27 protein-coding genes are annotated in these 25753 nt (G+C 64.3%); 11 read left to right on the forward strand and 16 right to left on the reverse strand.

The window, feature by feature from the left end; all coding sequences use genetic code 11:
- Positions 1–136: 136 nt before the first annotated feature.
- Complete coding sequence (locus AC1DRE_RS02680; protein WP_476983212.1) at positions 137–478, reverse strand: hypothetical protein; 342 nt, start codon at positions 476–478, stop codon at positions 137–139.
- 184 nt (positions 479–662) lie between these two features.
- Here AC1DRE_RS02680 and AC1DRE_RS02685 point away from each other — a divergent pair, with 184 nt between their 5' ends.
- Positions 663–1682 (forward strand): ribonuclease Z, encoded by a 1020-nt coding sequence (locus AC1DRE_RS02685; protein ID WP_476983213.1) that lies wholly within the window; start codon positions 663–665, stop codon positions 1680–1682.
- Here AC1DRE_RS02685 and AC1DRE_RS02690 read toward each other — a convergent pair.
- The 5 genes from AC1DRE_RS02690 to AC1DRE_RS02710 form a co-directional block, all read right to left on the reverse strand.
- A complete protein-coding gene (locus AC1DRE_RS02690) occupies positions 1578–2405 on the reverse strand; it encodes a CPBP family glutamic-type intramembrane protease (RefSeq protein ID WP_476983214.1) in 828 nt (275 codons plus the stop codon). The genes AC1DRE_RS02685 and AC1DRE_RS02690 overlap by 105 nt on opposite strands.
- Positions 2398–3384 (reverse strand): dienelactone hydrolase family protein, encoded by a 987-nt coding sequence (locus AC1DRE_RS02695; RefSeq protein ID WP_476983215.1) that lies wholly within the window; start codon positions 3382–3384, stop codon positions 2398–2400. The genes AC1DRE_RS02690 and AC1DRE_RS02695 overlap by 8 nt, the downstream gene beginning before the upstream one ends.
- A 75-nt stretch (positions 3385–3459) precedes the next feature.
- Positions 3460–4257, reverse strand: coding sequence for an amino acid ABC transporter ATP-binding protein (locus AC1DRE_RS02700; RefSeq protein WP_476983216.1), 798 nt, complete (start codon positions 4255–4257; stop codon positions 3460–3462).
- Positions 4244–4909 (reverse strand): amino acid ABC transporter permease, encoded by a 666-nt coding sequence (locus AC1DRE_RS02705; protein WP_181038799.1) that lies wholly within the window; start codon positions 4907–4909, stop codon positions 4244–4246. The genes AC1DRE_RS02700 and AC1DRE_RS02705 overlap by 14 nt, the downstream gene beginning before the upstream one ends.
- Before the next feature lie 36 nt (positions 4910–4945).
- Positions 4946–5767, reverse strand: a complete 822-nt coding sequence (locus AC1DRE_RS02710) for an amino acid ABC transporter substrate-binding protein (protein WP_476983217.1) — start codon at positions 5765–5767, stop codon at positions 4946–4948.
- Positions 5768–5920: 153 nt separating this feature from the next.
- Here AC1DRE_RS02710 and AC1DRE_RS02715 point away from each other — a divergent pair, with 153 nt between their 5' ends.
- The 4 genes from AC1DRE_RS02715 (at position 5921) to AC1DRE_RS02730 (ending at position 9073) form a co-directional block, all read left to right on the forward strand.
- Complete coding sequence (locus AC1DRE_RS02715; RefSeq protein ID WP_476983218.1) at positions 5921–6568, forward strand: DUF7255 family protein; 648 nt, start codon at positions 5921–5923, stop codon at positions 6566–6568.
- A gap of 168 nt (positions 6569–6736) precedes the next feature.
- Positions 6737–7033: a hypothetical protein gene (locus tag AC1DRE_RS02720; protein WP_476983219.1), complete on the forward strand. Its 297-nt coding sequence runs from the start codon at positions 6737–6739 to the stop codon at positions 7031–7033.
- A gap of 43 nt (positions 7034–7076) precedes the next feature.
- Positions 7077–7772 (forward strand): maleylpyruvate isomerase family mycothiol-dependent enzyme, encoded by a 696-nt coding sequence (locus AC1DRE_RS02725; protein WP_476983220.1) that lies wholly within the window; start codon positions 7077–7079, stop codon positions 7770–7772.
- 272 nt (positions 7773–8044) lie between these two features.
- A complete protein-coding gene (locus AC1DRE_RS02730) occupies positions 8045–9073 on the forward strand; it encodes a cytochrome P450 (protein ID WP_476983221.1) in 1029 nt (342 codons plus the stop codon).
- Positions 9074–9127: 54 nt separating this feature from the next.
- Here the strand turns inward: AC1DRE_RS02730 and AC1DRE_RS02735 are convergent, their stop codons facing one another.
- Positions 9128–10291, reverse strand: a complete 1164-nt coding sequence (locus tag AC1DRE_RS02735; RefSeq protein WP_476983222.1) for a hypothetical protein — start codon at positions 10289–10291, stop codon at positions 9128–9130.
- A 270-nt stretch (positions 10292–10561) separates the two neighbouring features.
- Here AC1DRE_RS02735 and AC1DRE_RS02740 point away from each other — a divergent pair, with 270 nt between their 5' ends.
- The 3 genes from AC1DRE_RS02740 to AC1DRE_RS02750 all read left to right on the forward strand — a co-directional run bounded on the left by AC1DRE_RS02740 (position 10562) and on the right by AC1DRE_RS02750 (position 12460).
- Positions 10562–11068, forward strand: coding sequence for a DUF2087 domain-containing protein (locus AC1DRE_RS02740; RefSeq protein WP_476983223.1), 507 nt, complete (start codon positions 10562–10564; stop codon positions 11066–11068).
- Positions 11069–11117: 49 nt separating this feature from the next.
- Complete coding sequence (locus AC1DRE_RS02745) at positions 11118–11930, forward strand: alpha/beta fold hydrolase (protein WP_476983224.1); 813 nt, start codon at positions 11118–11120, stop codon at positions 11928–11930.
- Between the two features lie 101 nt (positions 11931–12031).
- A complete protein-coding gene (locus AC1DRE_RS02750; RefSeq protein WP_476983225.1) occupies positions 12032–12460 on the forward strand; it encodes a VOC family protein in 429 nt (142 codons plus the stop codon).
- Between the two features lie 364 nt (positions 12461–12824).
- Here AC1DRE_RS02750 and AC1DRE_RS02755 read toward each other — a convergent pair whose 3' ends face one another.
- Positions 12825–13451, reverse strand: a complete 627-nt coding sequence (locus AC1DRE_RS02755) for a TetR/AcrR family transcriptional regulator (RefSeq protein ID WP_476983226.1) — start codon at positions 13449–13451, stop codon at positions 12825–12827.
- 101 nt (positions 13452–13552) lie between these two features.
- On the opposite strand from AC1DRE_RS02755, the gene AC1DRE_RS02760 reads away from it, so the two are divergent.
- The gene (locus tag AC1DRE_RS02760) at positions 13553–14341 is read left to right on the forward strand and encodes an SDR family NAD(P)-dependent oxidoreductase (protein ID WP_476983227.1); all 789 of its coding nucleotides are present in this window, start codon (positions 13553–13555) and stop codon (positions 14339–14341) included.
- Between the two features lie 169 nt (positions 14342–14510).
- Here the strand turns inward: AC1DRE_RS02760 and nrdF are convergent, their stop codons facing one another.
- The 7 genes from nrdF to AC1DRE_RS02795 all read right to left on the reverse strand — a co-directional run bounded on the left by nrdF (position 14511) and on the right by AC1DRE_RS02795 (position 22547).
- Positions 14511–15485 carry a class 1b ribonucleoside-diphosphate reductase subunit beta gene (gene nrdF / locus AC1DRE_RS02765; RefSeq protein WP_476983228.1) on the reverse strand — a complete coding sequence of 325 codons (975 nt, stop codon included), beginning with the start codon at positions 15483–15485 and terminating at the stop codon, positions 14511–14513.
- An 87-nt stretch (positions 15486–15572) separates the two neighbouring features.
- Entirely contained in the window at positions 15573–17756 is a 2184-nt protein-coding gene (gene nrdE / locus AC1DRE_RS02770; protein ID WP_476983229.1) for a class 1b ribonucleoside-diphosphate reductase subunit alpha, read from the reverse strand.
- Positions 17757–17758: 2 nt separating this feature from the next.
- Positions 17759–18232: a class Ib ribonucleoside-diphosphate reductase assembly flavoprotein NrdI gene (nrdI, locus tag AC1DRE_RS02775; RefSeq protein WP_181038801.1), complete on the reverse strand. Its 474-nt coding sequence runs from the start codon at positions 18230–18232 to the stop codon at positions 17759–17761.
- A 40-nt stretch (positions 18233–18272) separates the two neighbouring features.
- Complete coding sequence (nrdH, locus tag AC1DRE_RS02780) at positions 18273–18518, reverse strand: glutaredoxin-like protein NrdH (RefSeq protein ID WP_104173085.1); 246 nt, start codon at positions 18516–18518, stop codon at positions 18273–18275.
- Positions 18519–18955: 437 nt separating this feature from the next.
- Positions 18956–20377, reverse strand: coding sequence for a class I SAM-dependent methyltransferase (locus tag AC1DRE_RS02785; RefSeq protein ID WP_476983230.1), 1422 nt, complete (start codon positions 20375–20377; stop codon positions 18956–18958).
- The gene (locus AC1DRE_RS02790) at positions 20374–21105 is read right to left on the reverse strand and encodes a DUF1365 domain-containing protein (RefSeq protein ID WP_476983231.1); all 732 of its coding nucleotides are present in this window, start codon (positions 21103–21105) and stop codon (positions 20374–20376) included. The genes AC1DRE_RS02785 and AC1DRE_RS02790 overlap by 4 nt, the downstream gene beginning before the upstream one ends.
- A complete protein-coding gene (locus AC1DRE_RS02795; RefSeq protein ID WP_476983232.1) occupies positions 21105–22547 on the reverse strand; it encodes an NAD(P)/FAD-dependent oxidoreductase in 1443 nt (480 codons plus the stop codon). Before AC1DRE_RS02795 ends, AC1DRE_RS02790 begins: the two co-directional genes overlap by 1 nt.
- Before the next feature lie 210 nt (positions 22548–22757).
- Here AC1DRE_RS02795 and AC1DRE_RS02800 point away from each other — a divergent pair, with 210 nt between their 5' ends.
- Complete coding sequence (locus AC1DRE_RS02800; RefSeq protein WP_476983233.1) at positions 22758–23672, forward strand: LysR family transcriptional regulator; 915 nt, start codon at positions 22758–22760, stop codon at positions 23670–23672.
- A 3-nt stretch (positions 23673–23675) separates the two neighbouring features.
- Here AC1DRE_RS02800 and AC1DRE_RS02805 read toward each other — a convergent pair whose 3' ends face one another.
- Positions 23676–25076, reverse strand: a complete 1401-nt coding sequence (locus AC1DRE_RS02805; protein WP_476983234.1) for an aldehyde dehydrogenase family protein — start codon at positions 25074–25076, stop codon at positions 23676–23678.
- Positions 25077–25174: 98 nt separating this feature from the next.
- On the opposite strand from AC1DRE_RS02805, the gene AC1DRE_RS02810 reads away from it, so the two are divergent.
- Positions 25175–25681, forward strand: a complete 507-nt coding sequence (locus tag AC1DRE_RS02810) for a DUF2004 domain-containing protein (protein WP_104173088.1) — start codon at positions 25175–25177, stop codon at positions 25679–25681.
- Positions 25682–25753: the final 72 nt, after the last annotated feature.

A 25753-nucleotide genomic window follows, 5' to 3' on the forward strand; every position in this document is an offset into this window, starting at 1 on the left:
CCAAGAATCGAGGTCCCAGACGACGGCCGGGTGCGCTTCCATGAATCATGGGCGTGGGAATCCCGGCCAGAAACTGGAAACAGTATCGTCGAGGAGCTCAAGCAATCGGAGAACCTTTTGGGCAGCGCCTTGGCTGCTACCCGTGCCGTCGCTGCCATTGCACTGCGTGCCAGAAAAGCAGACAAAGGACAAAGGCAAGTCCAATAAGAATCGCGTGGGGTGCAAAGCTCATCATGAGGAATGAAATGGCCGCTGGTCCGCTGATTGGGCCCGGATTGAAAGCGCCGTTCGACAGGACCCAGATGCCGCCACCGACCAGTGCGGCGGCCAGCAGCCAAATCACGGCAATGAACGGATTGATGGGCCGGCGGGGGCCTTCCCGCGTCGGCTCGTGCGCAGCCGCTCGCGCGCCGCCTGCAGGATTCTCATCCTGGTCCGTTTCCCGAAAACCGATTCCGCTTCCTGATGACTGCTTCACGTTTCCCCCTATGGACCCGCGGCCCATCGTGCTGCCGTTATGCCAACCCTAGCGTCAGGGTGTTGCCGCCTCTCGCGTTGCAGCAGATGGCCAGAGTGTGTCGTTTTATTGGCGTAGCCGAATGACGACAGTGCCATTGGCATGCTGTGGCACTCGGTTGGAAAACAGTGAGACACTCAGTCCCATGCGTGAACTGGTCGTCCTCGGTACCGCCTCGCAGGTTCCCACGCGGACCCGCAACCACAACGGCTACCTGCTGCGGTGGGATGGCGAGGGCCTGCTGTTTGACCCGGGTGAAGGCACCCAGCGGCAGATGATCCACGCCGGCGTCTCGGCCAGCCAGGTCACGCGGATCTGCCTCACGCACGTTCACGGGGACCATTGTTTCGGGCTTCCGGGCGTCCTGTCGCGCATGGTCCTCGACGGAGTGACGCACCCGGTGCACCTGCATTTCCCGGCTGCGGGCGAGGAGGTGGTCCGCGCCCTCGTGTCCTTGGCCTCCCCCGGCCTGGACCTGCGGCTGCACCCGCACTCGGGTCCGGGGCCGGTGGCACCGGGCCTGGAGGTGCGGCAGCTGCGGCACCGCATCGACACTTTCGGCTATCGGCTGGTCGAGCCGGACGGCCGCACCATCGTGCCGGATCAGCTCGCAAAGGCAGGGATTTCCGGGCCGGACATCGCACGGCTCCAGCAGCAAGGGAACGTGGACGGGATCCGGCTGGAGGACGTGAGCGTTCCGCGTCCCGGCCAGAGCTTCGCCCTCGTCATGGATACGGCCGAGTGCGACGGCGCCGAAGAGCTCGCCGACGGTGTGGACCTCCTGGTGGCGGAGTCAACGTTCAGCAATGACGACGCCGGGCTGGCTGCCCAGTATCTGCACCTCACCGCCGGGCAGGCAGGGGCGCTGGCGTCCACCGCCGGTGCGGGGACACTGGTCCTCACCCATTTTTCGTCGCGGTACGTCGATGTTCGCGTCCTGGCAGAACAGGCCGCTGCCCGCGCCGGGCGTGCCGCCGTCGTCGCGGCAGAGGACCTGGACAGGCTTCCCCTGCCCAAGCGGCAGCGGGATGGCCTGTTGGGCGGCGCCGTCCCGCCGTCGTCAGTAGATGAAAATGTCGATCCAGGCGCGGTTGTGGGCATGAAGCAGGACCAGGAACAAGACGAAGTCGAAGAGCAGATGGACGGCCACGATGTAGGACAGTGACTTCGTCTTCGTGAAAATGAGCGCCTGGAGCATGGCGAACGGAAAAATGAAGGCCGGCGCCCAGGCATGGAAGCCCAGTTCCCACAGGAACGACGTGAACAGTACAGCCTGCAGGACGTTTGCCTGCGCCAGGGGCAGGTGCCGGCGCAGGAGCACAAAGACTGTGCAGATGAAGAACAGCTCGTCCCAGATCCCCAGCACATTCGTGCCCAGGAAGAGGCGGAAGATCCCTTCCGGGTCCGAGACCGCGGGCCAGTTGGTGTAGACCCCGGTATTGACCATGTACGCCGGCAGCAGCGCGTAGCCCATGGCGACGACGGCGGCCAGGTACCACTTCTCGGTCCGCGTCCAGGGGTGCCCGGTCATCACGGGAAACCTGACGGCATGGTCCTTGAAGGCGAACCGCGAAACAAAGTACGGGATCCCCACGGCGAGGATCATCGCCGTACCCATGACGAGCATGTGCCCGGTGCTGATATCAGTGGTGATCGGAACAAGGCTGATGGCCACGAGCCCGGCCGTGATCAGGGCCAGGTCGCGCAGGAACGCCCTGTCGATGACTGCCGCCAGGACAAGCGCCGTCGCCAAAAGGCCATACCCGGCGATCCGCTGTTCCAGTACGAACAGGACGAAGCCGGAGAGCGACACAAGCGCCGAGGGAAGCAGCTTCAGCGAGATGCCGCTGCGGATCCTGATTCCGGCCGCGAGCGCACGGTTAGACATACTTGCCGAACCAGGCCAGCGTGTCGTTCCAGGCAGCGGTGGCCTGCGCCTCGTTGTAGCGCTCGCCGGTGTCGTTGTGGAACGCATGGTCAACGCCGGGATACACCTTGAGCTCATGGCGTACGTCTGTGGCCGCCAGGGCGTCCCGGAAGGCAGGCAACGCGCCGGTGATCCGGTCGTCGAGTTCGGCATAAATACCGAGGACGGCGGCTTTGATGGCGGGGACCTTGTCCAGGTCGGGAGCAGGTCCGTAGAACGCTGACGTGGCCTTTAGCCCGGACAGCTCCGTGGCCGCCTGCCAGGTGATGCCTCCGCCGAAGCAGAAGCCCGCCATGGCGATCCGCCCGGCGTCGACGAAGGGCTGCGCATTGAGGTAATCGAACGCCGCCGAGAAGTCAGCCACGTGCCGGGATGCACCGGCCTGCGTCAGTGCTCCGGGGACAGCGTCCCGGTCCAGGTTTGCCGTTCCGCCCTCCCTGCTCAGCAGGTCGGGGGCCAGAGCCGCGTATCCGTCCTTGGCGAAGCGGCGCGCCACGTCCTGGATATGCAGGGTCAGGCCGCGGTTCTCATGGCAGACCAGCACGGCCGGTCCCGCTTCGTCGCCCTCCGGCCGGGCAAGGTAGGCGCTGATGTCGGTGCCGCCGGAGGGGAACCGCACCGTCGCGGTGACCAGACCGGCCGCTCCTTCGGGAACGGAGAGCGGGCTCTTGGCGCCGGGCACGGCGCCGCCGGAAGCGGTGACGCCGGAAGCAGTGCCACCGGCCGGCGAAGGCGAGGACGGGGTGGGCATCGGGTCGGTGCTTCGTGGAAGTTCCTGCGGCGTGCAGCCAACCAGGGCCATGGCGCCCGCGGCGGCGGCCATGCTGCCGGTAATGAACGCCACCCGGCGCGTAAACGTTTGTTGGCTCATGGCGCCGGCACGGTAATCGTCGAAGAATTCCTCGATCAGGTACTTCTCGAACTTGCCAAGCTGGGTCATGGAGCGCCTCCTACCGGTTACAAAATATCCTCCTCCGCCCGTCCATCACGGGGCAAGGGGTCCGGTGCTGCGGCGCTAGAACGGGTTCAGCAGCCGGTCCACGAACTGCCGGGTGCGTTCCTCCCGCGGGTCACGCAGGACCGTGTCCGGGTGCCCGCGTTCGACGACGACGCCACCGTCCATGAAGATGACTTCGTCTGCGACCTGGCGGGCGAACGCCAGCTCGTGGGTGACCACCACCATGGTCCAGCCTTCATCGGCCAGCTCCTTGATGACCGTCAGGACGTCCCCTACCAGCTCCGGGTCCAGGGCAGACGTGGGCTCGTCAAAAAGCAGGAGCTGCGGGCGCAGGGCCAGTGCACGCACGATGCCGACGCGCTGCTGCTGCCCGCCGGAGAGCTCGAACGGGTAGCTCTTTTCCTTGCCTTCCAGCCCGACCCGGGCCAGAAGCTCCCTGGCCGCAGCGATCGCCTCGGCTTTGGGTCGTTTCTGCACCTGCACGGGCCCTTCGATGATGTTCTCCAGGACCGTTTTGTGCGGGAAGAGATTGTAGTGCTGGAACACCATGGCACTGCGGTCCCGTAAGGAGGCCAGCTGCTTCTTGGACACCGGTGCGGAAAAGTCCACGGCGAGCTGCCCGACAAAGTCCACCACGCCGTCGTCGGGTATTTCCAGTCCGTTGAGGCACCGCAGGACCGTCGTTTTTCCGGACCCCGACGGCCCGATCAGGGCGACCACTTCGCCGCGGCGGACGTCGATGTCGACGGATTTGAGCACTTCATGACTGCCGAAGGCCTTCCTCAGTCCCCTGACGGCCAGCAGCGCCGGGTCCTGGCGCTTCGACTCAGCGTGCGTGGATTCAGTGGGCGACATAGCGGTCCAACCTTTTCTCCAGGACGGATTGGCCGCCGGCAAGGACCAGGCAGACCACCCAGTAGATGACGGCCGCCTCCAGATACAGCAGCATGAACTCCTGGCTGAAGGCCGCCACCTGCTGCGCCTGGCGGAACAGCTCGGTGACGAGGATCAGGGAAGCCAGTGACGTGTCCTTGACCAGGCTGATGAAGGTGTTGGAAAGGGGCGGGACCGAGACCCGGGCGGCCTGCGGCAGGATGATCCGCACCAGCGACTGACGGCGGGACATGCCGATCGTGTGCCCGGCCTCCCACTGTCCCTTGGGAACGGAAAGGATGGCTGCACGGATCACCTCCGCTGCGTATCCGCCCACGTTCAGGGAGAAGGCGATAATGGCGCTGGGCCAGGGGCTGATGGTGACGCCGATTGAAGGCAGCCCGTAGAAAATGACGAACAACTGGACCAGGAGTGGTGTGCCGCGGATGACTGAGATGTAGATCCGCGCAATGGCAGCGAACACGGGGTTCCTGCTCAGCCGCATGAGGGCGATGAGCAGGGCCAGCAGCAGTCCCAGGCCGAACGACGCCAGGGCCAGCGGAATCGTGCCCGTGACGGCGCCCATCAGGATTGGCCCGAGTGAGCTCCACACGAGGTCCCAGTTGATAGTCATGCTCTGACGCTGCGTTCTCCGTCGGCCTCCATGCCGCTACTTCGTGACGTCAGCGTCGAAGTATTTCTGCGAAATCCTGGCCAGCGTCCCGTCGGTCTGCAGCTCGCCGAGGGCCGTGTTCACTGCATCGGCCAGGCTCGTTGATCCCTTGCGGAACGCGAAGGCGCTGAGCGACTTGTCCGTGGTTTCGGCGGCGATTTTGATTTCGCCGTCCTTCGCGGTCTTTTGATAGTCCAGGTAGGTCAGTTTGTCGTTGATGGTGGCGTCAACGCGCCCCTGCTTCAGCAGTGTCACCGCCTGCGCCCATCCCTCCACGGCTTCGACGTTGGCGCCGCTTTCCTGGGCCAGCTTGTACCAGTTGCTGGTCAGGGACTGCGCGGTGGTCTTGCCCTTGAGGCTGTCGAATGAACTGACGCTGCTGTCATCTGCCTTGGTGACAATAACGCCGGTGCTCACCGTGTACGGCTCCGAGAATTCGTATTTCGCCTTGCGTTCGTCGGTGATCGAGACCTGGTTGGCGACGACGTCGAACCTCTTGGCCTCAAGGCCGGCGAAGATCGCGTCGAACTGTGTTTCCTGGAAGGACGGTTTGACGCCGAGCTTCCCGGTGACGGCCGTGATGATCTCGACGTCGTAGCCGGTCAGCTCGCCGCTTCCGTCGGCATGGAACGAGAAGGGTTTGTAGGTCCCTTCGGTGCCGATCTTGAGCTCGCCTGCGCTCTTGACATCGCTCAGCGACGTGTCCGCACCTCCCGCGGGGGCCGAACCGGACGGAGTGGTGGAGCCGGAGCCGCAGCCGGCCAGGGCGAGTGCTGCCGCTGCAATGAGGCCGATAGCGGAAAGACGTGTGCGCTTCATGATGAACCTTCGTCCTGTAGCCGGAAGAGGCGTGCCGGCAATACCGCAGGCCGGCAATCCACTACCGACGATAGCAACATCTGCCTTTGGCGAACACAGGATGAGGACGTGCGGGTCCGATGGTTCCCCGACCCGGCTCGCTAGGATTCGATCATGGGAAAGCACGGGAAGCGGGCCAGCGCGTTCAAGGCCTCATTGGCAGCAGCCGGATACGACGTTCTGGACACACCGCGCGAGCATGGTGTGGTGGCGGCGACCACGAAGCAGCTGTCCGACGAAGTGAGGGGCTCCATCGTCGACGTCTACCGCGCACTGGGCGGTGTCAGGGACGACGCCGAATTCACGGCCGGGGTGTGGGACTTTGCGTGTTCTGACGGGTTGTTCGTCGAGTTCGACGAGGCCCTGCACTTCAACCGCTACCGGCCGGTGACTCTTCAAACGGCGTGGTCCCCGGATCTCCCCTGGGCGCAGGAGTACTGCAGCTACAGCGGGGTCATGGAAGGAATGTGCCTTAAGGACGGGAAGTCCGGCGGCAGGTGGGCCAGCCCGTCGTCGGACGCCATGTTCGGCGGCTCCGACGCGCCGGGAGTATTCGGCGACAAGGGCTCGTCCCGGTGGAAGCAGCGCGCCCTCTACGATGCGGTGCGCGATGCCTACGCCTGGTCCACCCCGGGATTGAACCTGGCCCGCATCTCGATTCACGACGAGGTTGGGGGCGTCAACGTCCATTGGGCGACCAGCCAGGGGCTCCTGCTGGACCCGATGGAGCTGAGGGACTTCATCGAGTCGCGCACGGCCTAGGGATCCGCAGCTCCGGGTTGCCGTGACCCTACCATCCCGCCAGTTGCCGAATTCATGAATTCTGCAACTTACTTGCCGGTAAGGGTTCTGCCTCCAGACTGCAGCGGCTAGCCTGTCATAGAGGCCGGGGGGAGGTCCCCGGCCGGAGGCTACAGAGGACCAGCGAGAATGCCAAGCACAGTGACCTTTTCGGTGACAACCATGCCCAGGAGCGGCTCAGAGGGCAGCTTCCGGGAAATCGTCCGCAACCTGCGGACGGACCAACTCGAGGACTGCTTCCTGACGGTCTTCCACGTCGGCGACTCGTTTGCCCTCCTCAGCGGTGAAGCCATCCACAGCGCGCACACTGCCACCAACGATGCGCTCCGCGCATACCTCCTCCGCTGCCTCGCGGGCAACGGCGTCGGCCTGGACTTTGACGTGAGGATTGACCGCGACTCAGAAGCAGCCCGTTCCCGTTCGTAGTCCCGTCCGGGCTGGGAGCGAAGCCGCACGTTAGGCTCATCCCATGTCGCCCGAACGCTATCTTGCCGCGCTGGCCAGCTCACTTGACACCCTAACCTCGCTCGCCCGCCAGTCCGACGACGTGCTGTCCCGTTCCGTACCGGCGTGCCCTTTGTGGTCACTCGATCAGCTGTTCGGGCATCTCGGCTCCATTGAACGCTGGGCGGCCGCCGTGGTTCTGGGCGGCAAATACGTCGAGGAGCCGGAGCCCCCGGCCTTGGATGCCTCCTCGTGGTTTCTCGATGGCACGGGACCGTTCCTCGAGACAATGGCGGCACTTGACCCGGAGGCACCGTGCTGGAACTTCGGACCGCCGCCGCGCACGGCGGGTTTCTGGCTTCGCCGGCAGGCGCACGAACACGCCATCCACCTCATCGATGCCAGCCAGGCTTCCGGCCGGGAGGCCCCTGACCCGGGAGCGGACTTCATGCTCGACGGCGTCGACGAGGTCCTGGCCATGTTCAGCCCGCGGCAGCTGCGGCTCGGGCGGATGCGGCAGCAGGAGAAGGCCGTGTCATTCCACGTGCCCGGGGCCGGCAGCTGGACGGTGGGTCCGGGACCCGTTGCGGCATCTGTCACCGCGCAATTGCCCGACATGTACCTCGGGCTCTGGGGCCGGTCAAACCTCGAAGAGACGGCCGTCATGGGTGGTGACGTTTCCCTTGCCCTTCGCGTCCTGCGTGGTCCGCTGACACCGTGAGCCGGCGGCCTACCTCTTACCTACTGACGTGCCGGACCTTCTTGGATAAGCTCAGGTTCTGAAGGGGCCTCAGGCCCAACCGCCCCGACACTTCGGCCAGGGCCGAAAGATCGCCGGGCTGAGCAGAGAGGCCAGCCATGGACTTCTTATCGGATAGCGCGCGATCCCTTGACCCGTTCCCCCATTACCGGAGGATGAGGGAGTCCTCTCCTGTCTTCCACGACGAGCAATCCGGGAGTTGGCATGCCTTCCGGTATGACGAGGTGCAGCGCGTGCTTTCCGAACATGCCACCTTCTCCTCGAGGATGGGCGGTGACGAACCGTCGGAGACAGGCCAGCTGTTCGCTGCGAGCTTGATCACCACTGATCCGCCGCGGCACCGGCAGTTGCGCTCCCTGGTGAACCAGGCGTTCACGCCGAAGGCAGTGGATGCCCTTGCTCCCCGCATCTCACAACTCGCGGACGAATTGCTGGACGGCATCGCTTCCAGTGGAACAGCGGACCTTATCGCGGGGTTGGCATACCCGCTGCCAGTGATCGTGATAGCAGAACTCCTGGGCATTCCCCCCGCTGACCGTGACCGTTTCAAGCAGTGGTCTGATGTCATCGTCAGCCAGACGCGAGCCGGAGCAGAGAATGCCGACCACCACGCCACCAACGTTGAGATGACCGGGTACTTCCTGGACCTGATAGAACAGCGCCGGAGCCGGCCCGGGAATGACCTGATCAGCAGCCTGCTCTCCGCCGAGATTGACGGGCAGAAACTGAGCGTGGCCGAACTGCTGGGCTTCTGCAGCCTGCTGCTCGTGGCCGGGAACGAAACGACCACCAACCTGATAGGCAATGCTGTTCTGTGTTTCGCCGAAGTGCCTGGAACGATCGAACGGCTCCGCGCCGAGCCGTCGCTGCTGCCGCAGGCAATCGAAGAAGTGCTGCGCTATCGTTCCCCGGTCCAGTCCATGTACCGGGTGACGGCTGCTGACACCACGTTGGGCGGCGTCCAGGTGCCGGCCGGCGCCCCACTGGTGGCGTGGATCGGCTCGGCGAACCGTGATGAGCGGCACTTCGAGCGGCCTGACCAGTTCGATATCGACCGCGGGCCTTCCCGGCATCTCGCCTTCGGCCAGGGCATCCACTTCTGTCTCGGAGCCCCGCTAGCCAGGCTGGAGTCAATGATCGCCCTGCAGGCTGTCCTGTCCCGCCTGCCCGGACTGACACTCACAGGGGCGCAGCTGGAGCGGATGGACAGCACCATCGTCTATGGACTCACGGAACTCCCTGTCAGCTGGCAGGCGGGCTGAGCCGGACGGCAGAGCACATCCAACGCCGGATATCAGCGGGTCGCCCAGCAGTCCTTACACCAGGGGCCCAACACCGGCGTCATCGGGAACCTGGTCGAGGCCAAGGCCTGCAAGCACCGAATCATCATCGAAGACATTCGCAATGCAGCGGATGAGAGCCGGCGGCACGCGGAAGTGGGTGTCGATCGTCAGCAGCCCCAGTTCGGCGAGCTCGTCCAGGCGCCTCACCGCCACGCTGGTAAGTATGCCGGCCAGTGCACTGTCCGCTTCCGGCGCATTGTCCGGGGCGGCCAGGACCCGGGCCCTCTCCGGCGGATCCGACGTTGCCGCCGCGAGCAGGGCCGATGCCTGCAGCCCCGAAACTATCCTTTCCCACGGCTGTTCCGGATCCCAATCGAGCACCGCGGCCACCAGGAACTGGTCAACGAGGAACACCAATTCCTCGAGCCGCTTTGAGGGTTCGCCAAACAGAAAGACGCTGGAATCTGCGGTGGGCACCGCCTTCGTCGGCTTGAGCTCAATCAGCGCGGTCGCCTCCAGTACGTTCCAGAGCAGGGCCAGCTGCGGCACCTCGTACATACTCCGAACCGTTGGGACCTCGTCCGCGGAACCCGCGGTGGCCGGCGGCCGGGAATCTTCCCGTTTGGCGCCACCCTTGACGGCGATTCCGACGCAGGCGGCAGCCGCTTCAATGTCCCGTAAGCGAAGCGCGCCGGTCGCGGTAACCAGCTTGCCTTCGCCCAGCCACTGAAGCAGCGCAGTGGCCCGCTGGATCAGAGGCAGGTTGGAGAAGACCTCTATGGCTTCTTCCTCCGGAATCTCGGGAACCTCAAGGTCAACCTGTCCGCCGTCGTCCTCTCCAGTGGTGTCGAAGAAGTCCATAGCGTCGGCCAGTTGAGCAGGGGTCCCGCTCCACCGTCCGGTCTCCCCTAGGAATTCGACAAAGGCGTGAACGGCGTCCACGACGAAGTTACTGCTCTCGAAGGCGCCCATCTGGCCGGTCAACGTCTCGGCCGTATCAACTATGGAAAAGATTTCGTCCGAAATCGCGACTGACAAGCCGCCAAGTTCGAGGTTGGTCACGTCGGCCGCGGCCGTTCTTTCCATGTAGCGGCCCATGACGGCTTTGATCTGGGTCAGGCACTCTACGGCAGCCACCGCGGAGTCGGGCGATCCTTCCTCAAACCACCGGACGAAAGCCGGTGTGAGGGCATCCACGGCTCGATCGGCCCGGAAGGTACTCAGGGATCGAGGCGTGGCGGTCCTGTGACCTGGACTGCCCACGCCGCTGGCGCCCTTGCCCTTGTGCCTGTTCCCGCTGTTCCTGCCCATATTGCCCCTGCCTGTTTGCCAATCTGGTATTACGAAGACGGTACTTACCGTATGGGACTCATGCCAGTTCAGCGGGCTACGATTTTTCCTGTTGACCACGTAGATGGTGACCAGCTGGACGCAGAGTGAGGAGTGGCTGTGGCTGGAGGGACGAGGATGAGCGGTCCGCACTGGCGGCGGGTGATGGCGGCCCTCGCCAACCACGACGCGCGGACCGCCTACGCCCAGATAGTGCTCGGCGCCCGGCTGCCCGAGGACATATCCGGGCTGAATGACCAACGGCGAGAACGGGCCATCGCCACCCTGCTTGAGTCCGGGCTCGTCGAACGGAATGCTGCCAGCGAACTGGCGGCGCCTGAGGCGATCTTCCGGGACCTCCTCACGCAACAACCCCGGCGGCAGGCCCAGACCGGATTTGCTCGCTTCATGCGCCTGGGCAGGATCGCGAAGTATCCGGCCAACATGGCGGAACGGCGGGAGCTCCTGGCGTGGATTGTCAGCGAGGCCATCGAGCCGGGCGAACATCTAACGGAAAAGTTGGTTAATCAACGCCTCCTCAGCTATACCGATGACGTCGTGATGCTGCGCCGCTACATGATCGACTTCGGACTATTGGAGCGGACCCCCTCCGGCTCGTCCTACTCCCGGCCTGAGGAAAGGTAAGTGCTCGCGTGCCGCAACGCCGCCGCAGGATGCGCTCTACACTGTCTGGATGGAAGCCACGGTCAGCGACGTGCGTGTGCATTACGCCGAGTACGGCAGCGGTAAGCCCGTTCTCGCTCTGCACGGGGCTGGCGTGGATCACCGCGAGATCGCTGGCGCCCTTGAACCGATATTCTCCAACGTGCCGGGCTTTCGGCGCCTGTATCCGGACCTGCCCGGGATGGGCCGCACCCCGGCGCCCGAGACGATCACGAGCAACGATGACGTACTTGACCTCCTGCTTGGCCTTATCGACAGCGTCATTGGTGATGAACCGTTTCTTGTCATTGGCCACTCTTACGGCGGCTACCTAGCCCGGGCAATTGCCAGTCTGAGACCCGATCAGACCGTCGGGGTGGCACTAATCTGCCCGGTTGGCGCGCATACACGTGACGTGCCCAAGCACGAGGTCCTTGTTTCGTCGGCTGAACTGAACGGCGATCTGGACCCGGATCTCGAGGCTACGTACCGCAGCTACTTCGTGGTGCAGACGGCTGAAACGCTGCGCCGGTTCCAGGAGTATGTGGCTCCCGCGGACTCGCTCGCGGACGAGTCGGGCCTGATGCGAATCTTTTCGAACTGGGAGCTACGGGATCGGCCGGAAGCTTCGAAATCCTATCTTCGTCCAGTACTGGTCCTTGCCGGGCGACAGGATGCCACGTCAGGTTACACAGGCCCTGGTGAGTTGATCGAGCAATACCCCCGCGCCACCTTTGCCGTACTTGATCGCGCCGGCCACGCTCTGATGCACGAGCAACCCGGCCTCGTCCAAGCCCTTGTTGCCGAATGGCTCACGCGTGCGCGGGAGCACTCGACGACATGACGTAACCGGCAGTGCTGCGCGCCCCGCTCAGATCAGGCAGGCTCCATCGATCGTCGGGCGACGCGGCCACATGGCCACGAGGTGTGTGAGAGACTCGCGACGTGGACGATGATTCCGAAGGTGCCATGCACCATATCGAACTGTGGGTGCCCGACTTCAAAAGGGCCAAGGATGAGTGGGGCTGGATTCTCTCCAGCTTGGGATATGAAACCTATCAAAACTGGACGAATGGAATCAGTTGGCGACGGGGCGGTCTTTACATCGTCGTGGAGGAATCCCCGGACCTGAGTAGCCGCGAGCACCAGCGCACATCGGCCGGACTGAATCACCTGGCGTTGAAGGCCGGAAACCGGCAGCGTGTGGACGCTCTGGCGCGGGAGTGTTCGCACCACGGTTGGAAACAGTTGTTTGCCAACAAGTACCCGCATGCAGGTGGTCCGGACCACTATGCGGCATACCTGGCCAACTCCGATGGTTTCGAGATAGAGCTTGTGGCTCCTGTCCACCTTGCTGCGAAGAATCTCCGGTAGATGTGAGACTCCGTTCCGCACACCTGCGGCCCGGTTCGGAATCTCAGTCGTGTTTCATCGCCGGGCTTCGCATCCCGCTGTAGGCTACCCCGACCCCTGCCAGGAAAATCAGGACAGCGAGGTAGACCGGGCCGAGGTGCCCAAACGTGGCCAGACCCCACGGGTAATGTGCGGGGACTGCCACTGCGAGTCCGACGGTCGGGACCACAACGGCTGTGGCTGATGTAGTGATGCAGCTGCGGGCTGAACGCCCCGATCTCCGCCATCCCCTTGTCCACCGCCCAATCTGACGGCATCTCGGGCGCGATCGGGCATGCTACCCGTTAACGTCATTCCTTCTGGCAGCACTTCCCGAAAGCCTCACTCAAGAGCGGAGTCCCGGGGCTCCGTGGGGCGCGGGTATGCCTGCGACCATTCCCGCCCACAACAGGTCGGTTGTCGCAAGGGTCAGGTCGTCCACGGATGCTCCATCGAGGAGGTTTCCGGCCGCCAGCAGTGCGGCTCCATGGAGGCTCACGAAGCATACGAGCGCGAGCCTCTCTGCGTCGCCTGAAGCCAAGTCTCCGGCGTTCTGGGCTTCTGCGATGAGTGCTCTGGCGATCCGCATACCGTCTTCGCCGATGTTGTGCAGTTCTTCGCTGGCATCCGGGTGGTGCTTGGTCGAGTGCATCACGGCCAACTGGACCGGGTGGGTGACTGCGAAGTCCACGTAGGCTCTCGCGATCCGGACAAAGCGTGAACGGTGGCCTCCGGCAGCTTCGGACGCTCCTTTTATCCGGGCATTCATTTCACGGAAGCCGTCAAGGGCTAGGGCATCGATGAGCGCCTGTTTGTCGCGGAAGTGCTTTCCGGGCGCCGCGTGGCTAACGCCGAGGTCACGTGCGAGTTGCCGCAGGGAAAGTCCCTCGACGCCTGCTTCCTCGATGATTTCCGTTGCACGTGCGAGCAACGCCTCGCGGAGGTTGCCGTGATGGTAGGGCTGGTCGATCATGCTTCAGTATAACCACGATGTAGTCATTGACAACAATGGTGCCACTGCCTACTATGTTGGCATTGGCTACATAAGCAGCCATGACATAGATCGGATTCGACATGACCATGACCTTCACCGGCACGACGGCACTCATCACTGGAGCGAGCTCCGGGCTCGGTTCCGAGTTCGCCACGCGGCTTGCGGCGCGTGGGGCCAATCTTGTCTTGGTTGCACGGCGGACCAACAGGCTTGAGGATCTCGCCCGCAAGCTCCGCGACGCCCACGGCATTTCCGTAACAACGCTTTCGAAGGACCTGAGCCACCCGGGAGCCGGAACGGAGCTCCACGACGAGCTCACCAGCCGCGGTATCCGCATCGACACCCTGATCAACAACGCGGGCTTCGGCACGCGCGGGCCGTTGGTGGAGGAAGACCCCGCGATCATCGCCTCTGAGATCTCCCTCAACGTGGCTTCGCTCGTGGACACCACGCGGGCATTCCTCCCGGAGATGCTCTCCACAGGAAGGGGCGCACTCATCAACGTGGCCAGCACCGCCGCATTTCAGCCGGTGCCTGGGATGGCGGTTTACGGAGCAACCAAAGCCTTTGTCCTGAGCTTCACGGAAGCGCTGGCACACGAGACAAAGGACTCGGGCCTTCGTGTGCTCGCACTCTGCCCGGGGGCTACCCGCACCGAGTTCTTCGATGTACTTGGGAGCCAGGCCGCAGCAGTCGGCCGGCTGCAGAGCGCCAGCCAGGTCATCGACACTGCCCTTCGCGCCCTCGACCGCCGCTCTACACCCGTAAGCGTCGTCTCCGGATGGGGGAACCGCCTGCTTGCCGGAATGGCCCAGCGCCTCCCCCGGCACATCTCCCTCGCCATCGCCGGCCGGGCAGTACAGGACTAGTCCGGCCCTGACGTCTTCAGGGCGCGAGTCCTGCGGATGTGTAGCCTCCAGAAGGGGGGCAAAAAAGTGGCACCGCGCCAAGTTGCTTGCCGCGGTGCCACCTATTTTGTCATCTCACACGCAGGACCCCTATGCGCACGCAAGGGGTCCTGGCAAGAGACGAGGAGGACTAGAAGTCCCAGTCCTCGTCCTCAGTGTTGACGGCCTTGCCGATCACGTAGGAGGAGCCTGACCCGGAGAAGAAGTCGTGGTTCTCGTCCGCGTTCGGGGACAGTGCCGAAAGGATGGCCGGGTTCACGTCGGTGACGGAAGCCGGGAACATGGCCTCGTAGCCCAGGTTCATCAGCGCCTTGTTGGCGTTGTAGTGCAGGAACTTCTTGACGTCCTCGGCCAGGCCAACGGAGTCGTAGAGGTCGTGCGTGTACTGGACTTCGTTCTCGTAGAGCTCGAAGAGCAGTTCGAAGGTGTAGTCCTTGATCTCCTGGCGCTTCTCCTCGGAAACCTTCTCCAGACCCTTCTGGAACTTGTAGCCGATGTAGTAGCCGTGCACGGCCTCGTCGCGGATGATCAGGCGGATCAGGTCTGCCGTGTTCGTCAGCTTGGCCCGTGAGGACCAGTACATCGGCAGGTAGAAGCCCGAGTAGAACAGGAAGCTCTCCAGCAGCGTGGAAGCCACCTTGCGCTTCAGGGGGTCGTCGCCCTGGTAGTAGTCCATGACGATCTGGGCCTTCTTCTGAAGGTTCGCATTCTCGGTGGACCAGCGGAACGCCTCGTCGATCTCCTTGGTGGAGGCCAGCGTGGAGAAGATGGAGGAATAGCTCTTGGCGTGCACGGACTCCATGAAGGCGATGTTCGTGTACACAGCCTCTTCGTGCGGCGTGATCGCGTCCGGAATCAACGAAACGGCGCCGACGGTGCCCTGGATGGTGTCCAGCAGGGTCAGGCCGGTGAACACGCGCATGGTGAGCTGCTGCTCGTCCGGCGTCAGCGTCGCCCAGGACTGGACGTCGTTGGACAGCGGGATCTTCTCCGGCAGCCAGAAGTTGTTGACCAGGCGGTTCCAGACATCCACGTCCTTTTCGTCCTGGATGCGGTTCCAGTTGATCGCCTCGACGTGGCTAAGCAGCTTGACCTTTTCGGTCATGTCATCCCCTAAAAGTTGGGTTCTTCGTTAACTTAAGCGTACGACGGCGGGCGGGCGCCCGCCGTCGTACTCAACCGGTGGCGGTTGCTACAGCATGCAGCTGACGCAGTTGTCCACCTCGGTCCCTTCCAGCGCGAGCTGGCGGAGACGGATGTAGTAGATGGTCTTGATGCCCTTTTTCCAGGCGTAGATCTGGGCCTTGTTGATGTCGCGCGTGGTGGCGGTGTCCTTGAAGAACAGCGTCAGGGACAGGCCCTGGTCCACGTGCTGGGTGGCAGCGGCGTAGGTGTCGATGACCTTCTCGTAGCCCAGCTCGTACGCGTCCTGGTAGTACTCCAGGTTGTCGTTCGTCAGGTACGGCGCCGGGTAGTACACGCGGCCCAGCTTGCCTTCCTTGCGGATCTCGATCTTGGACGCCACCGGGTGGATCGAGGAGGTGGAGTTGTTGATGTAGCTGATCGAGCCCGTCGGCGGGACGGCCTGCAGGTTCTGGTTGTAGATGCCGTGCTCCATGACGGAGGCCTTCAGCTCACGCCAGTCATCCTGGGTGGGGATGTGGATGTTCTTGAACAGCTCCGCAACCTTCTCGGTCTGCGGCACCCACTCCTGCTCCGTGTACTTGTCGAAGAACTCGCCGGAGGCGTACTTGGACTTCTCAAAGCCGCCGAAGGTCTGCCCGGTCTGAATGGACAGCAGGTTGGAGGCGCGGACCGCGTGGTACACCACCGAGTAGAAGTAGATGTTGGTGAAGTCGAGGCCCTCTTCGGAACCGTAGTGGACCCGCTCGCGAGCCAGGTAACCATGCAGGTTCATCTGGCCGAGGCCGATGGCGTGGCTCTGGTCGTTACCGCGGGCAATCGACGGCACCGAGGTGATGTTGGACATGTCGGACACAGCGGAAAGCGACCGGATGGCCGTCTCGATGGTCAGGCCGAAGTCCGGCGAGTCCATGGTCTTCGCGATGTTCAGCGAGCCCAGGTTGCAGGAGATGTCCTTGCCGGTCTGGTCGTAGGACAGGTCATCGTGGTAGGTGGTGGGCTGGGAGACCTGGAGGATCTCGGAGCACAGGTTGGACATGATGATCTTGCCGTCGATGGGGTTTTCCCGGTTCACGGTGTCCTCGAACATGATGTACGGGTAGCCGGATTCGAACTGGATCTCGGCGAGGGTCTGGAAGAACTCGCGGGCCTTGATCTTGGTCTTCTTGATCCGGGAATCGTCCACCATCTCGTAGTACTTCTCGGTGACCGAGACGTCGGAGAACGGCATGCCGTAGACGCGTTCGACGTCGTACGGGGAGAACAGGTACATGTCCTCGTCGCGCTTGGCCAGCTCGAAGGTGATGTCCGGGATCACGACGCCGAGCGAGAGGGTCTTGATGCGGATCTTCTCGTCCGCGTTTTCCCGCTTGGTGTCCAGGAACCGGTAGATGTCCGGGTGGTGGGCGTGCAGGTACACGGCTCCGGCACCCTGGCGGGCGCCGAGCTGGTTGGCGTAGGAGAAGCTGTCTTCGAGGAGCTTCATCACGGGAATGACGCCGGAGGACTGGTTTTCGATCTGCTTGATCGGGGCGCCGACTTCGCGGATGTTGGTCAGCGCGAACGCCACGCCGCCGCCGCGCTTGGACAGCTGCAGGGCGGAGTTGATGGAGCGGCCGATCGACTCCATGTTGTCTTCGATGCGGAGCAGGAAGCAGGAGACCAGCTCGCCGCGCTGGCGCTTGCCGGCGTTCAGGAACGTGGGCGTGGCCGGCTGGAAGCGGCCCTCGATGATCTCGTCCACCATCTGCAGGGCGAGCTGCTCGTCGCCGCGGGCCAGGTGCAGGGCCACCATGCAGACGCGGTCCTCGTAGCGCTCCAGGAAGCGGTTGCCGTCGAACGTCTTCAGCGTGTAGGACGTGTAGAACTTGAAGGCGCCGAGGAAGGTCTCGAAACGGAACTTCTTCTTGTACGCGCGCTTGTAGAGCTCGCGGATGAAGTTCATCGTGTACTGGTCGAGGGTCTCGCGCTCGTAGTACTGGTTCTTCACCAGGTAGTCGAGCTTCTCTTCCAGGTCGTGGAAGAACACGGTGTTGTTGTTGACGTGCTGCAGGAAGTACTGGTGGGCAGCCTCGCGGTCCGCCTCGAACTGGATCTCGCCGTTCGGTCCGTACAGATTCAGCATGGCGTTCAGCTCGTGGTAGCCCAGGCCCTTGTAGGCGGCAGGCAGCGCGGGCTTCTCTGCGGTCTTCTCGACGGCGGCTCCCGCGCGGGAGCCCTGACCCTCAGGCATGGTTACTTCTGTGTCTGCGACAGTAGTGTCCAAAACTTGTCCAATCCTTGATTTACCAGGCGGACGTCGTCAGGCGTCCCCATGAGTTCGAAGCGGTAGAGGTGCGGTATCTGGCATTTGAAGGCGATGATGTCGCCTGCCATGCAGAAGTTGTCCCCAAAATTTGTGTTTCCAGCGCCAATCACCCCGCGGATCAGTTTTCTGTTCTGCGGGTTGTTGAGGAACCGGATCACCTGTTTCGGCACTGAGCCTTCGCCGCCGGTCCCCCCGTAAGTGGGAACCACCAGGACGAAGGGCTCAGTGGCGACGAGCTCAGCTTCACGCTGATACAGGGGAATCCGGGCTACATCCCGGCCGAGCTTCTCAACGAAGCGCCGGGTGTTCTCGGATGCCGAGGAAAAATAGATGAGTTGGCTTTGGGTCGTGTTGACGGCCTGAGCCCCAAGGGGAGCATCGGCCAATGCCAGTGCTGCCACGGGAGTCACCTCGCCTGTGTTGTTGGTGGGAAATTTGCCCCTACGCGACGGAGGATGCGGCAGCCAGTGCCAGTTCCTCGATCTTGTCCGGACGGAATCCGGACCAGTGGTCCTGCTCGGTAACCACAACGGGAGCCTGCATGTAACCCAGGGCCTTCAGGCGCTCGAGTGCATCCGCGTCCTGCGAGATGTCGACGCTCTGGTAGGTGATGCCCTTCTTGTCCAGCGCACGGTAGGTCGCGTTGCACTGAACACAGGCCGGCTTCGTGTAAACCGTTACGGTCATGGTCCCTGTCCCCTTTGTTGAAGTCATTGCTCTTCGTAATCCGCGAGCCCTGCCCGAACTGGAATCCATGTCCGAATACTGGTCTCGCCGGCGGCTGCCCAGGCAGCCTATATGCATGTTGATGTCTGACGCAGATGCCCCGGTCAATCTGTATGTCGATACTACATGTAGTGCAAGCGCCTCGGACGAACCCCAAGATGATGTATTACAAGTATGTCATTTAATGCACCGTTAATCCACAGGCCATGGGGTGAAAAATGTCCGTGTTTCTGCTGTTTTCAAGGACGAAATCCACACCCTGTGGAGTAGTTAGCCACATTTAATCCCCTGCGTGTCGCGTGGTGGACGGCGTGTCGCGGCGGTGCCGGACGCGTGTCGCGGGGCACACATAAGGGGTCCTGAACGCTTCGTCAGGACCCCCGATGTGATGAACGGAACTACATGCGCGGATGGGAGCCGGGACCGCCGGCCGCGCGTTTGGATGCTGCGTGGTCCAGGACAATCTGTTGGACGTCAAGGTAGCCCGTCTCGAAGCCGGCCCTGGAGTAGCACAGGTAGAACAGCCACATCCGCTGGAAAATCGCGTCGAACCCCATGGCCGCCACCTCGTCGGCGCGGGACATAAACCGCTCCTCCCAGAGGCGCAGGGTCTGTGCGTAGTGCTCGCCCATGGCCAGGCGTTCGCGGACCCGGAGCCCGGTCTGCTTCTCGGTGATTTCCTCGATGGCCCGGACGGACGGGATGACGCCGCCGGGGAAGATGTACTTGTGCACCCAGGTGTAGCTGGTCCGGGTGGCGATGAGGCGGTCATGGGCGATGGTGATGGCCTGGATGGCCACCTTGCCGCCCGGGGCAAGGACGCGCTCGATCGTCTGGAAGTACGTGGCCCAGTACTCGTAGCCGACGGCCTCGATCATTTCCACCGACACGACGGCGTCGTACTCGCCTTCCACCGCCCGGTAGTCCTTGAGCTCAATGGAAACGGAGTCCGCGTAGCCGGCCTCCGCCACGCGCTGGCGGGCGAGCTCCTGCTGTTCGCTGGAGAGCGTGACGGAGTAGACGGTGGCTCCGCGTGCAGCCGCCCGGAGGGCGAGTTCGCCCCAGCCGGTGCCGATTTCCAGGACCCGTGTTCCCTTCCCGACGCCGGCTTTGTCCAGCAGCCGGTCGATCTTCGCATGCTGGGCTGCGGCGAAACCGTCCCAGGCAACGGTCCGCAGGGCGTCGCCGCTCTCCGGAAAGAGCGCGCTGGAGTACGTCATGGTGCTGTCCAGGAACGAGGCAAACAGCTCGTTGGAGAGGTCATAGTGCCGTGAGATGTTCGAGCGGGTGTTCTGCTCGGTGTTGCGTTCCCTGCGCGGCTGGCGCGGGAGGTAGAGGGCCCGCAGTTTCTGCAGCGGCTCAGGCACGAGCGTCCCGACGCGGGCGGCGAATACTTCCATTACCGCTGTGAGGTCATCGGCGTCCCAGTCCCCTGCCATGAAGGACTCCCCCAGGCCGATCAGCCCGCCGTCGCCGAGCCGGGCAGCAAAGGCCTCCGGACGGTTCATGGTCATCACCGGGTAGCTCTTGCCTGGCACGGCTGCCCTGCCGAGGACCGTCCCGTCCGGGTAGCGGACTTCGAGGGGAAGCCTCCGCACGGCGGCCTTGAAGATGGCATCGGCGGCCCGGCCGGCCACCAGCGCTTTAAGGCTCCTGGGTACTGCGGCGATGCTCGGCCACACGTCGGCGTCGATCACCGCGGGCGGCTGCGGAACGGTGTAGGGAACTGTGCAGTCGGGGGCGAGGCCGGTCCGGGCCGGGGTGGAACCCTGGTTCGCAGGCTGTCCCGCGGCGGATCCGGTCGTTTCGGTCATTGTCACTGAACTGCCTCCTGTGAGGGGTGGTGTGGTCGTTTGATGAGGGGCAGCCGGCGCGCCCAGAGCTTGATGCCCTGCCACCGGATCTGCGCTGCTACGCGCAGCGGCGCCAGGGGAACGGCGAGCGCGGCGGCGAGGATGTTCGGGACGGAGGCTTCATGGCGTTCGCCGTCAACGGTGGCCACAAAAGGCTTGTGCCCTTCGCGCTCCAGCACGATGGATACTGCGAGCCGCTCCCCCGGTACCGGCAGTTTCATCCGGTACTGGCCTTCGACGTCGTTGAACGGGGAAACGTAAAACGCCTTGGGAACGCTGGCCCGGCCGGCGTCGTCGGTTTCGAGAAGGTAGCAGTGCCGCTCACCGTAGGTGTTGTGCACTTCGGCGACGACGCAGCGCAGGTGCCCGGCGGCGTCATGGCACCAGAACAGGCTGAGCGGATTGAAGACGTGGCCGAACACCCTGGCGCTGGCCAGCATGGTGATCCTGCCGCCGTCGGGCTCCATACCCCGGGTCCGCAGGAACCGTTCCACGTTGCCGCGGAGCGAGCCGGCCGGGTCTCCGAGGTGGTCCGCGACGCGGAAATCCACGAGCGGCCTGAGCGGCCAGGGCACGGACGGGAGCCGGTCGACGTCGACGTACCAGCTGTAGCTGCGGTACGTGAACGCATTGTGCAGCGGTGTCCGGCGCACATGGGCGATGGACGTGCGGTAAATGGCTGCCTGGGTATTCATCAGGTTCCCTCCGCAGCAGCGCCCTGCATGGACGAATGGGACAAACCGGAATCGGACAGCGCAGCATCGGACGGCGCAGAATCGGACAGCGCGGGATGGGAAGCAACGGCCTGCCGTTCCCAGCCGCGCGGCTCCCACGTCCGGCCAAGCCGGGCGGCAGCATTGACGCCGGAGAGTGCGCCGTCCTCATGGAAACCCCAGCCGTGGTACGCGCCGGCGAAGGCCAGGCGCCCGTCCCCCAGCGCCAGGATCTGCTGCTGGGCCCGGAGGGAGTCCGGCGTGTACTGCGGATGTTCGTAGACCATCCTGTCCAGGACCGTGCCGTCGGAGATGAGTTCGGACTCCCCCAGGCTCACGATGTAGCGGCCGCCGTCGGCAGGTGCGAGCCGCTGCAGGCGTGTCATGTCGTAGCTGACCAGGACCTTGTCAGGCCGCGCGTCGCAGGACGGCAGCCGGTAGTTCCACGAGGCCCGGGCATTGCCGCTGGACGGCAGGACGGCCTCGTCGCGGTGGAAGACCGTCTGGTTGACGGAGTAGGGCATGTTGCCCAGGGCGTCCTTCTCCTCCGGCGAGGCGTCGGTGAGCATACGCAGCGCCTGCCCGGGGTGCGTGGCGATCACAACGGCGTCGAAGCTTTCCCTGCCCTGCGGGGTGGTGAGTTCGATCCCCTCCGCGTGGCGGCGCACGGAGGTGACGGGGCTGGCGAGCCGGACGTCCGGCAGCGTGGCGGACACCTTGTCCACGTAGGTACGGGATCCACCGGTCACGGTCCGCCATTGCGGCGATCCCGTGACACCCAGGAGGCCGTGGTGGGCCAGGAAGGTGAAAAGATAGCGTGCAGGGTAGGCCAGCGCGGTGGCGGGATCGCAGGACCACACGGCACTGACCACGGGGGTCATGAAGTGCGAAATAAAGTAGCGGCTGAACTTCTCCCGAGCCAGGAAATCTGCCAAAGTCATGCCGTCCGTGCCTGCATCCGCAGTCGCTGATGGTTCCGCGGCCAGCAGGGCGCGGGCACGGCGGTGGAACCGCGTCACCTCCAGCAGCATCAGCAGGTACCGTCCGCGCAGCAAGGTGGAGGGCCTGGGGATGATCCCGCGCCCTTTGGCACGGGCCCCGGCGTATTCAAGCCCGCATCCGTCGCAGCGGACGGACATGCTCATCTCGGAGTCCTGCGTCTCAACCCCCAGCTCCGCGAAGAGCCGCAGCAGCGTGGGGTACGTGCGTTCGTTGTGCACGATGAAGCCGGTGTCCACGCCCAGGGCCGGTCCGTCCGGCTGCATCACCTCGTGGGTGTGGGCGTGTCCGCCCAGCCGGGAGTCCGCCTCGAAAAGGCTCACGGCGTCCCGCTGGTTCAGGACATAGGCTGCGGTCAGTCCTGCCACGCCGCTGCCAATGACGGCTATCCGCCTGCCGTCCGGAATCGTTGCTGCTTGCGACACTGATCTGCTCCTGTTGGCTTGGCCTGAATCATCCTGATGGATCGTCTTATGGGCAATTCGTAACCGACGGGCGCCCGGATGAGTCTTAATTCCAGCCGGCCGCCTTGACGCGATTCTCCGCCATGGATGCAGCCCCGGGAGGGCGACATTCCGGGGCCACGGGGCGATATGCCACAATGAAGCGGGATTTCCGAAGGCGAAGGGCAACCATTGATCAACCCTGTTCATTTGCGGACGCTGGTGGAGGTCACGCGGCTGGGCTCATTCGCGGCGGCAGCCAACCGGCTCGGCTACACGGCCTCCGCCGTCTCCCAGCAGATGTCCGCCCTGGAGCGGGACACCGGCGTGGATCTCTTCCAGCGCTCGGCCAGAAGCATTCACCCCACCGAAGCTGCCCTGGTGATGACCCGGCACGCCGCCAAGGTCCTGACGGACATCGAGGCCCTCATGGCGGCTGCCGCCAGGACCCACGACGCCACCAGCCAGGAACTCAGGCTGGGAATATTCCCCAGCCTCGCCACCTACGTCCTGCCGCTGATCCTGCGGAACCCGGCATGGAAGAAGCTCGGCATCGACCTCCGGGTTTCCGTGGCCGAGCCGGCGCAGACCATCCAGGGGCTGCGCACCGGCGGCGAACTCGATGTGGCCCTGGTCTACCAGGTGGGCCAGTCCGGCCTGGCGTGGCCGCATACGGTGAACCGGCAGTGGATCGGCGACGACGACTTCCGCGTGGTGCTTCCCGCGGCCTGGGGTTTCCGCACCGACGCCAAGGTGGCCGCGGACCATCTGTCCGACATGCCGTGGATTGTCCACCACCCGGGCACCAGCGACGCAACGGTGATTGAACGGCTGTTCGCCAGCTGCAACCTGCACCCCCGGGTCGTCGCCTACAGCGATGACTTCCATGCGAGCCTCGAAATGACCGCCGCGGGCCTTGGCGCGGCTCTCGTCCCCGAACTTGCCCTGCGGCACCGGCCCGCCGGAGTGGTGGTCCTTGACGTTCCGGAGATCAGGCTGGCCAGGAACGTGTTTGCCCTGCTGATCAATGACAAGCAGACGGCCAGGGTCCAGCTCTTCGTCGAACTCCTGGCCGATACCCTGCACAGCCTGGGAACCAACCCGTGAAAGTTAGCGGGAACGGAACGGCACCCGCCCTGCAGAAGACAGCAGGGCGGTAACCAGCCGGTCCTTTGCCGTGCCGTACGGCGGATAGGCCAGCCCGATGGTGTCCGGCCACATCGGTTTGTCCAGGCCGGCCCGCTCGTGCGAGAACGTCCGCACGGAATGCTCACCGTGGTAGGCGCCCATGCCGCTGCCGCCGACCCCGCCGAACGGGAGCCCCGGGACCGCGGCGTGCGCCGCCGGCGCCCCGTAGGCAAGGGCACCGGACGACGTATTCTCCGCGAAGGACCCGCGGACCTTGTCATCGGGGCTGAAGACATACACGGCGAGCGGCTTGGGACCGGCGTTGATCATGCGTATGGCCTCGTCGCTTCCGGTGACGGGGACCAACGGCAGCAGCGGGCCGAAGATTTCCTCGTCCAGGACAGCATCGCCGGGTTCGGGCCGCAGCAGGGTCGGCGCAAAGTACCGGCTGCCCCGGTCCCGCTGGCCGCCGTGGACCACCGTGCTGCCGTCAGCCAGCTCCGCGAGCCGTACGAAGTGCCGGTCGTCGATGATCCGGCCATAGGAGGCGCTGGCCGACGGGTCCGTTCCGAACATTGAGGTGATGGCCCGGACCAGCTGCGGCTCGAGGGCCTCCAGCACCCCGGGAGTGGCCAGCACATAGTCGGGCGCCACACACGTCTGCCCTGCGTTCACGAACCGGCCCCAGGCGATGCGCCTGGCCGTGGTCGCCAGGTCAGCGGTGCCGTCGACGTAGGCCGGGCACCGGCCTCCCAGTTCCAGGGTCACCGGCGTCAGGTGTTCGGCCGCAGCCCGCATGACCACGCGGGCGGCGTTTTGCCCGCCCGTGAAGAAAATGTGGTCGAAACGTTCCGCCAGCAGGGCCGTGGTGTCAGGGATGCCGCCGGTCACCACCGCTGCGGCGCCGCCCAGGTACTCGGGCACCCAGCGGGCCAGGGCGGCCGACGTGGCCGGGGCATGCTCGCTCGGCTTCAGGATCACGGTGTTGCCGGCGGCAATGGCTCCGGCGAGCGGTGCGAGGGTCAGCTGCACCGGGTAGTTCCAGGGTCCGATCACCAGCACCACCCCGAGCGGAGTTAGCTCGGTCCAGGCCCTGGCCGGCCGCACAGCGAGCGGCACGTCGACCCGGCGGGGCCGCAGCCACGCTGCCAGGTGCCGTTCCAGGTGGGCCGCCTCGGCGGTGACGAATCCAATTTCGGTCAGCTGCGATTCGCTCCGGTGCTTGCCCAGGTCGCTGAGCAGGGCGCCGACGAAATCCCCACCGCGTTCGGTCAGCATCCTGCGCAGATTTCCCAGCTGTTCGAGGCGCCAGGCCAGCGGACGGGTCGCCCCGCTGTCGAAAAGCTCGCGGGATCGGGCGACGACGGCGGCAGCAGTGTGCATCCGATCAATGTACCTGCGCGGGGACCCGCCCGGGTCCCGTCCCAGATAAAAAATCCCCGATGCTGGAATGGACTGCCCGAGAGGACTATGTTGAAGATATGAACAAGGTACTCAGCCGCCACTTTGGAGAGATCGAGCTCAACCACGGCCGGGACCATAACATCGCCGCCAAACATGAACTGGCTGGCCGGCCGGTTGAACTGGACCTGAACATCAACGCGCATGACCACTTCGACGAGGCGGCCATGCACAAGGTGGACTACAGGTTGCGGTACCTGCCCGAGCTCGTGGACCAGGTGCGGGACATGATTGCCGAGGAGCTGGACCAGGAGGGCACCAGCCCCCAGGAGTACCGCCACTTCCACTGCAATGCCATCAAGGACGAGCACCTCAAGAAGGTGTTCGGCGTGGAGGACAGGAGCCAGCTGACGAATGCTGTGTTCCTGAAGGCCCTGAAGCTGGGCCACGTGGGAATCTACCCCGGCCAGCCCGAACGCTACTTCGTCCTGGACTTCACGCTGGGCGAGCACTTCACCGACGAAGTGCTGGTGGCCTCCGCCGACGAGGACGGCGTGGTGGACGACGAAATTGTCTGGGAGTCGTAAAGCAATCGATTGTTAAAGCCCGACGGCGGCCGGTCACCTGAGGTGACCGGCCGCCGTCGTGCGTGGTTGCTT

This window comes from Arthrobacter sp. P4_H3, assembly GCF_056400885.1.

Excerpts from the sequence above, each read along its gene's own strand:
- AC1DRE_RS02685 (WP_476983213.1), top strand. The coding sequence starts at position 663 with ATGCGTGAACTGGTCGTCCTCGGTACCGCCTCGCAGGTTCCCACGCGG.
- AC1DRE_RS02690 (WP_476983214.1), bottom strand. The coding sequence starts at position 2,405 with ATGTCTAACCGTGCGCTCGCGGCCGGAATCAGGATCCGCAGCGGCATC.
- AC1DRE_RS02695 (WP_476983215.1), bottom strand. The coding sequence starts at position 3,384 with ATGACCCAGCTTGGCAAGTTCGAGAAGTACCTGATCGAGGAATTCTTC.
- AC1DRE_RS02700 (WP_476983216.1), bottom strand. The coding sequence starts at position 4,257 with ATGTCGCCCACTGAATCCACGCACGCTGAGTCGAAGCGCCAGGACCCG.
- AC1DRE_RS02705 (WP_181038799.1), bottom strand. The coding sequence starts at position 4,909 with ATGACTATCAACTGGGACCTCGTGTGGAGCTCACTCGGGCCAATCCTG.
- AC1DRE_RS02710 (WP_476983217.1), bottom strand. The coding sequence starts at position 5,767 with ATGAAGCGCACACGTCTTTCCGCTATCGGCCTCATTGCAGCGGCAGCA.
- AC1DRE_RS02715 (WP_476983218.1), top strand. The coding sequence starts at position 5,921 with ATGGGAAAGCACGGGAAGCGGGCCAGCGCGTTCAAGGCCTCATTGGCA.
- AC1DRE_RS02720 (WP_476983219.1), top strand. The coding sequence starts at position 6,737 with ATGCCAAGCACAGTGACCTTTTCGGTGACAACCATGCCCAGGAGCGGC.
- AC1DRE_RS02725 (WP_476983220.1), top strand. The coding sequence starts at position 7,077 with ATGTCGCCCGAACGCTATCTTGCCGCGCTGGCCAGCTCACTTGACACC.
- AC1DRE_RS02740 (WP_476983223.1), top strand. The coding sequence starts at position 10,562 with ATGAGCGGTCCGCACTGGCGGCGGGTGATGGCGGCCCTCGCCAACCAC.
- AC1DRE_RS02745 (WP_476983224.1), top strand. The coding sequence starts at position 11,118 with ATGGAAGCCACGGTCAGCGACGTGCGTGTGCATTACGCCGAGTACGGC.
- AC1DRE_RS02755 (WP_476983226.1), bottom strand. The coding sequence starts at position 13,451 with ATGATCGACCAGCCCTACCATCACGGCAACCTCCGCGAGGCGTTGCTC.
- AC1DRE_RS02760 (WP_476983227.1), top strand. The coding sequence starts at position 13,553 with ATGACCATGACCTTCACCGGCACGACGGCACTCATCACTGGAGCGAGC.
- nrdF (WP_476983228.1), bottom strand. The coding sequence starts at position 15,485 with ATGACCGAAAAGGTCAAGCTGCTTAGCCACGTCGAGGCGATCAACTGG.
- nrdE (WP_476983229.1), bottom strand. The coding sequence starts at position 17,756 with ATGCCTGAGGGTCAGGGCTCCCGCGCGGGAGCCGCCGTCGAGAAGACC.
- nrdH (WP_104173085.1), bottom strand. The coding sequence starts at position 18,518 with ATGACCGTAACGGTTTACACGAAGCCGGCCTGTGTTCAGTGCAACGCG.
- AC1DRE_RS02790 (WP_476983231.1), bottom strand. The coding sequence starts at position 21,105 with ATGAATACCCAGGCAGCCATTTACCGCACGTCCATCGCCCATGTGCGC.
- AC1DRE_RS02805 (WP_476983234.1), bottom strand. The coding sequence starts at position 25,076 with ATGCACACTGCTGCCGCCGTCGTCGCCCGATCCCGCGAGCTTTTCGAC.
- AC1DRE_RS02810 (WP_104173088.1), top strand. The coding sequence starts at position 25,175 with ATGAACAAGGTACTCAGCCGCCACTTTGGAGAGATCGAGCTCAACCAC.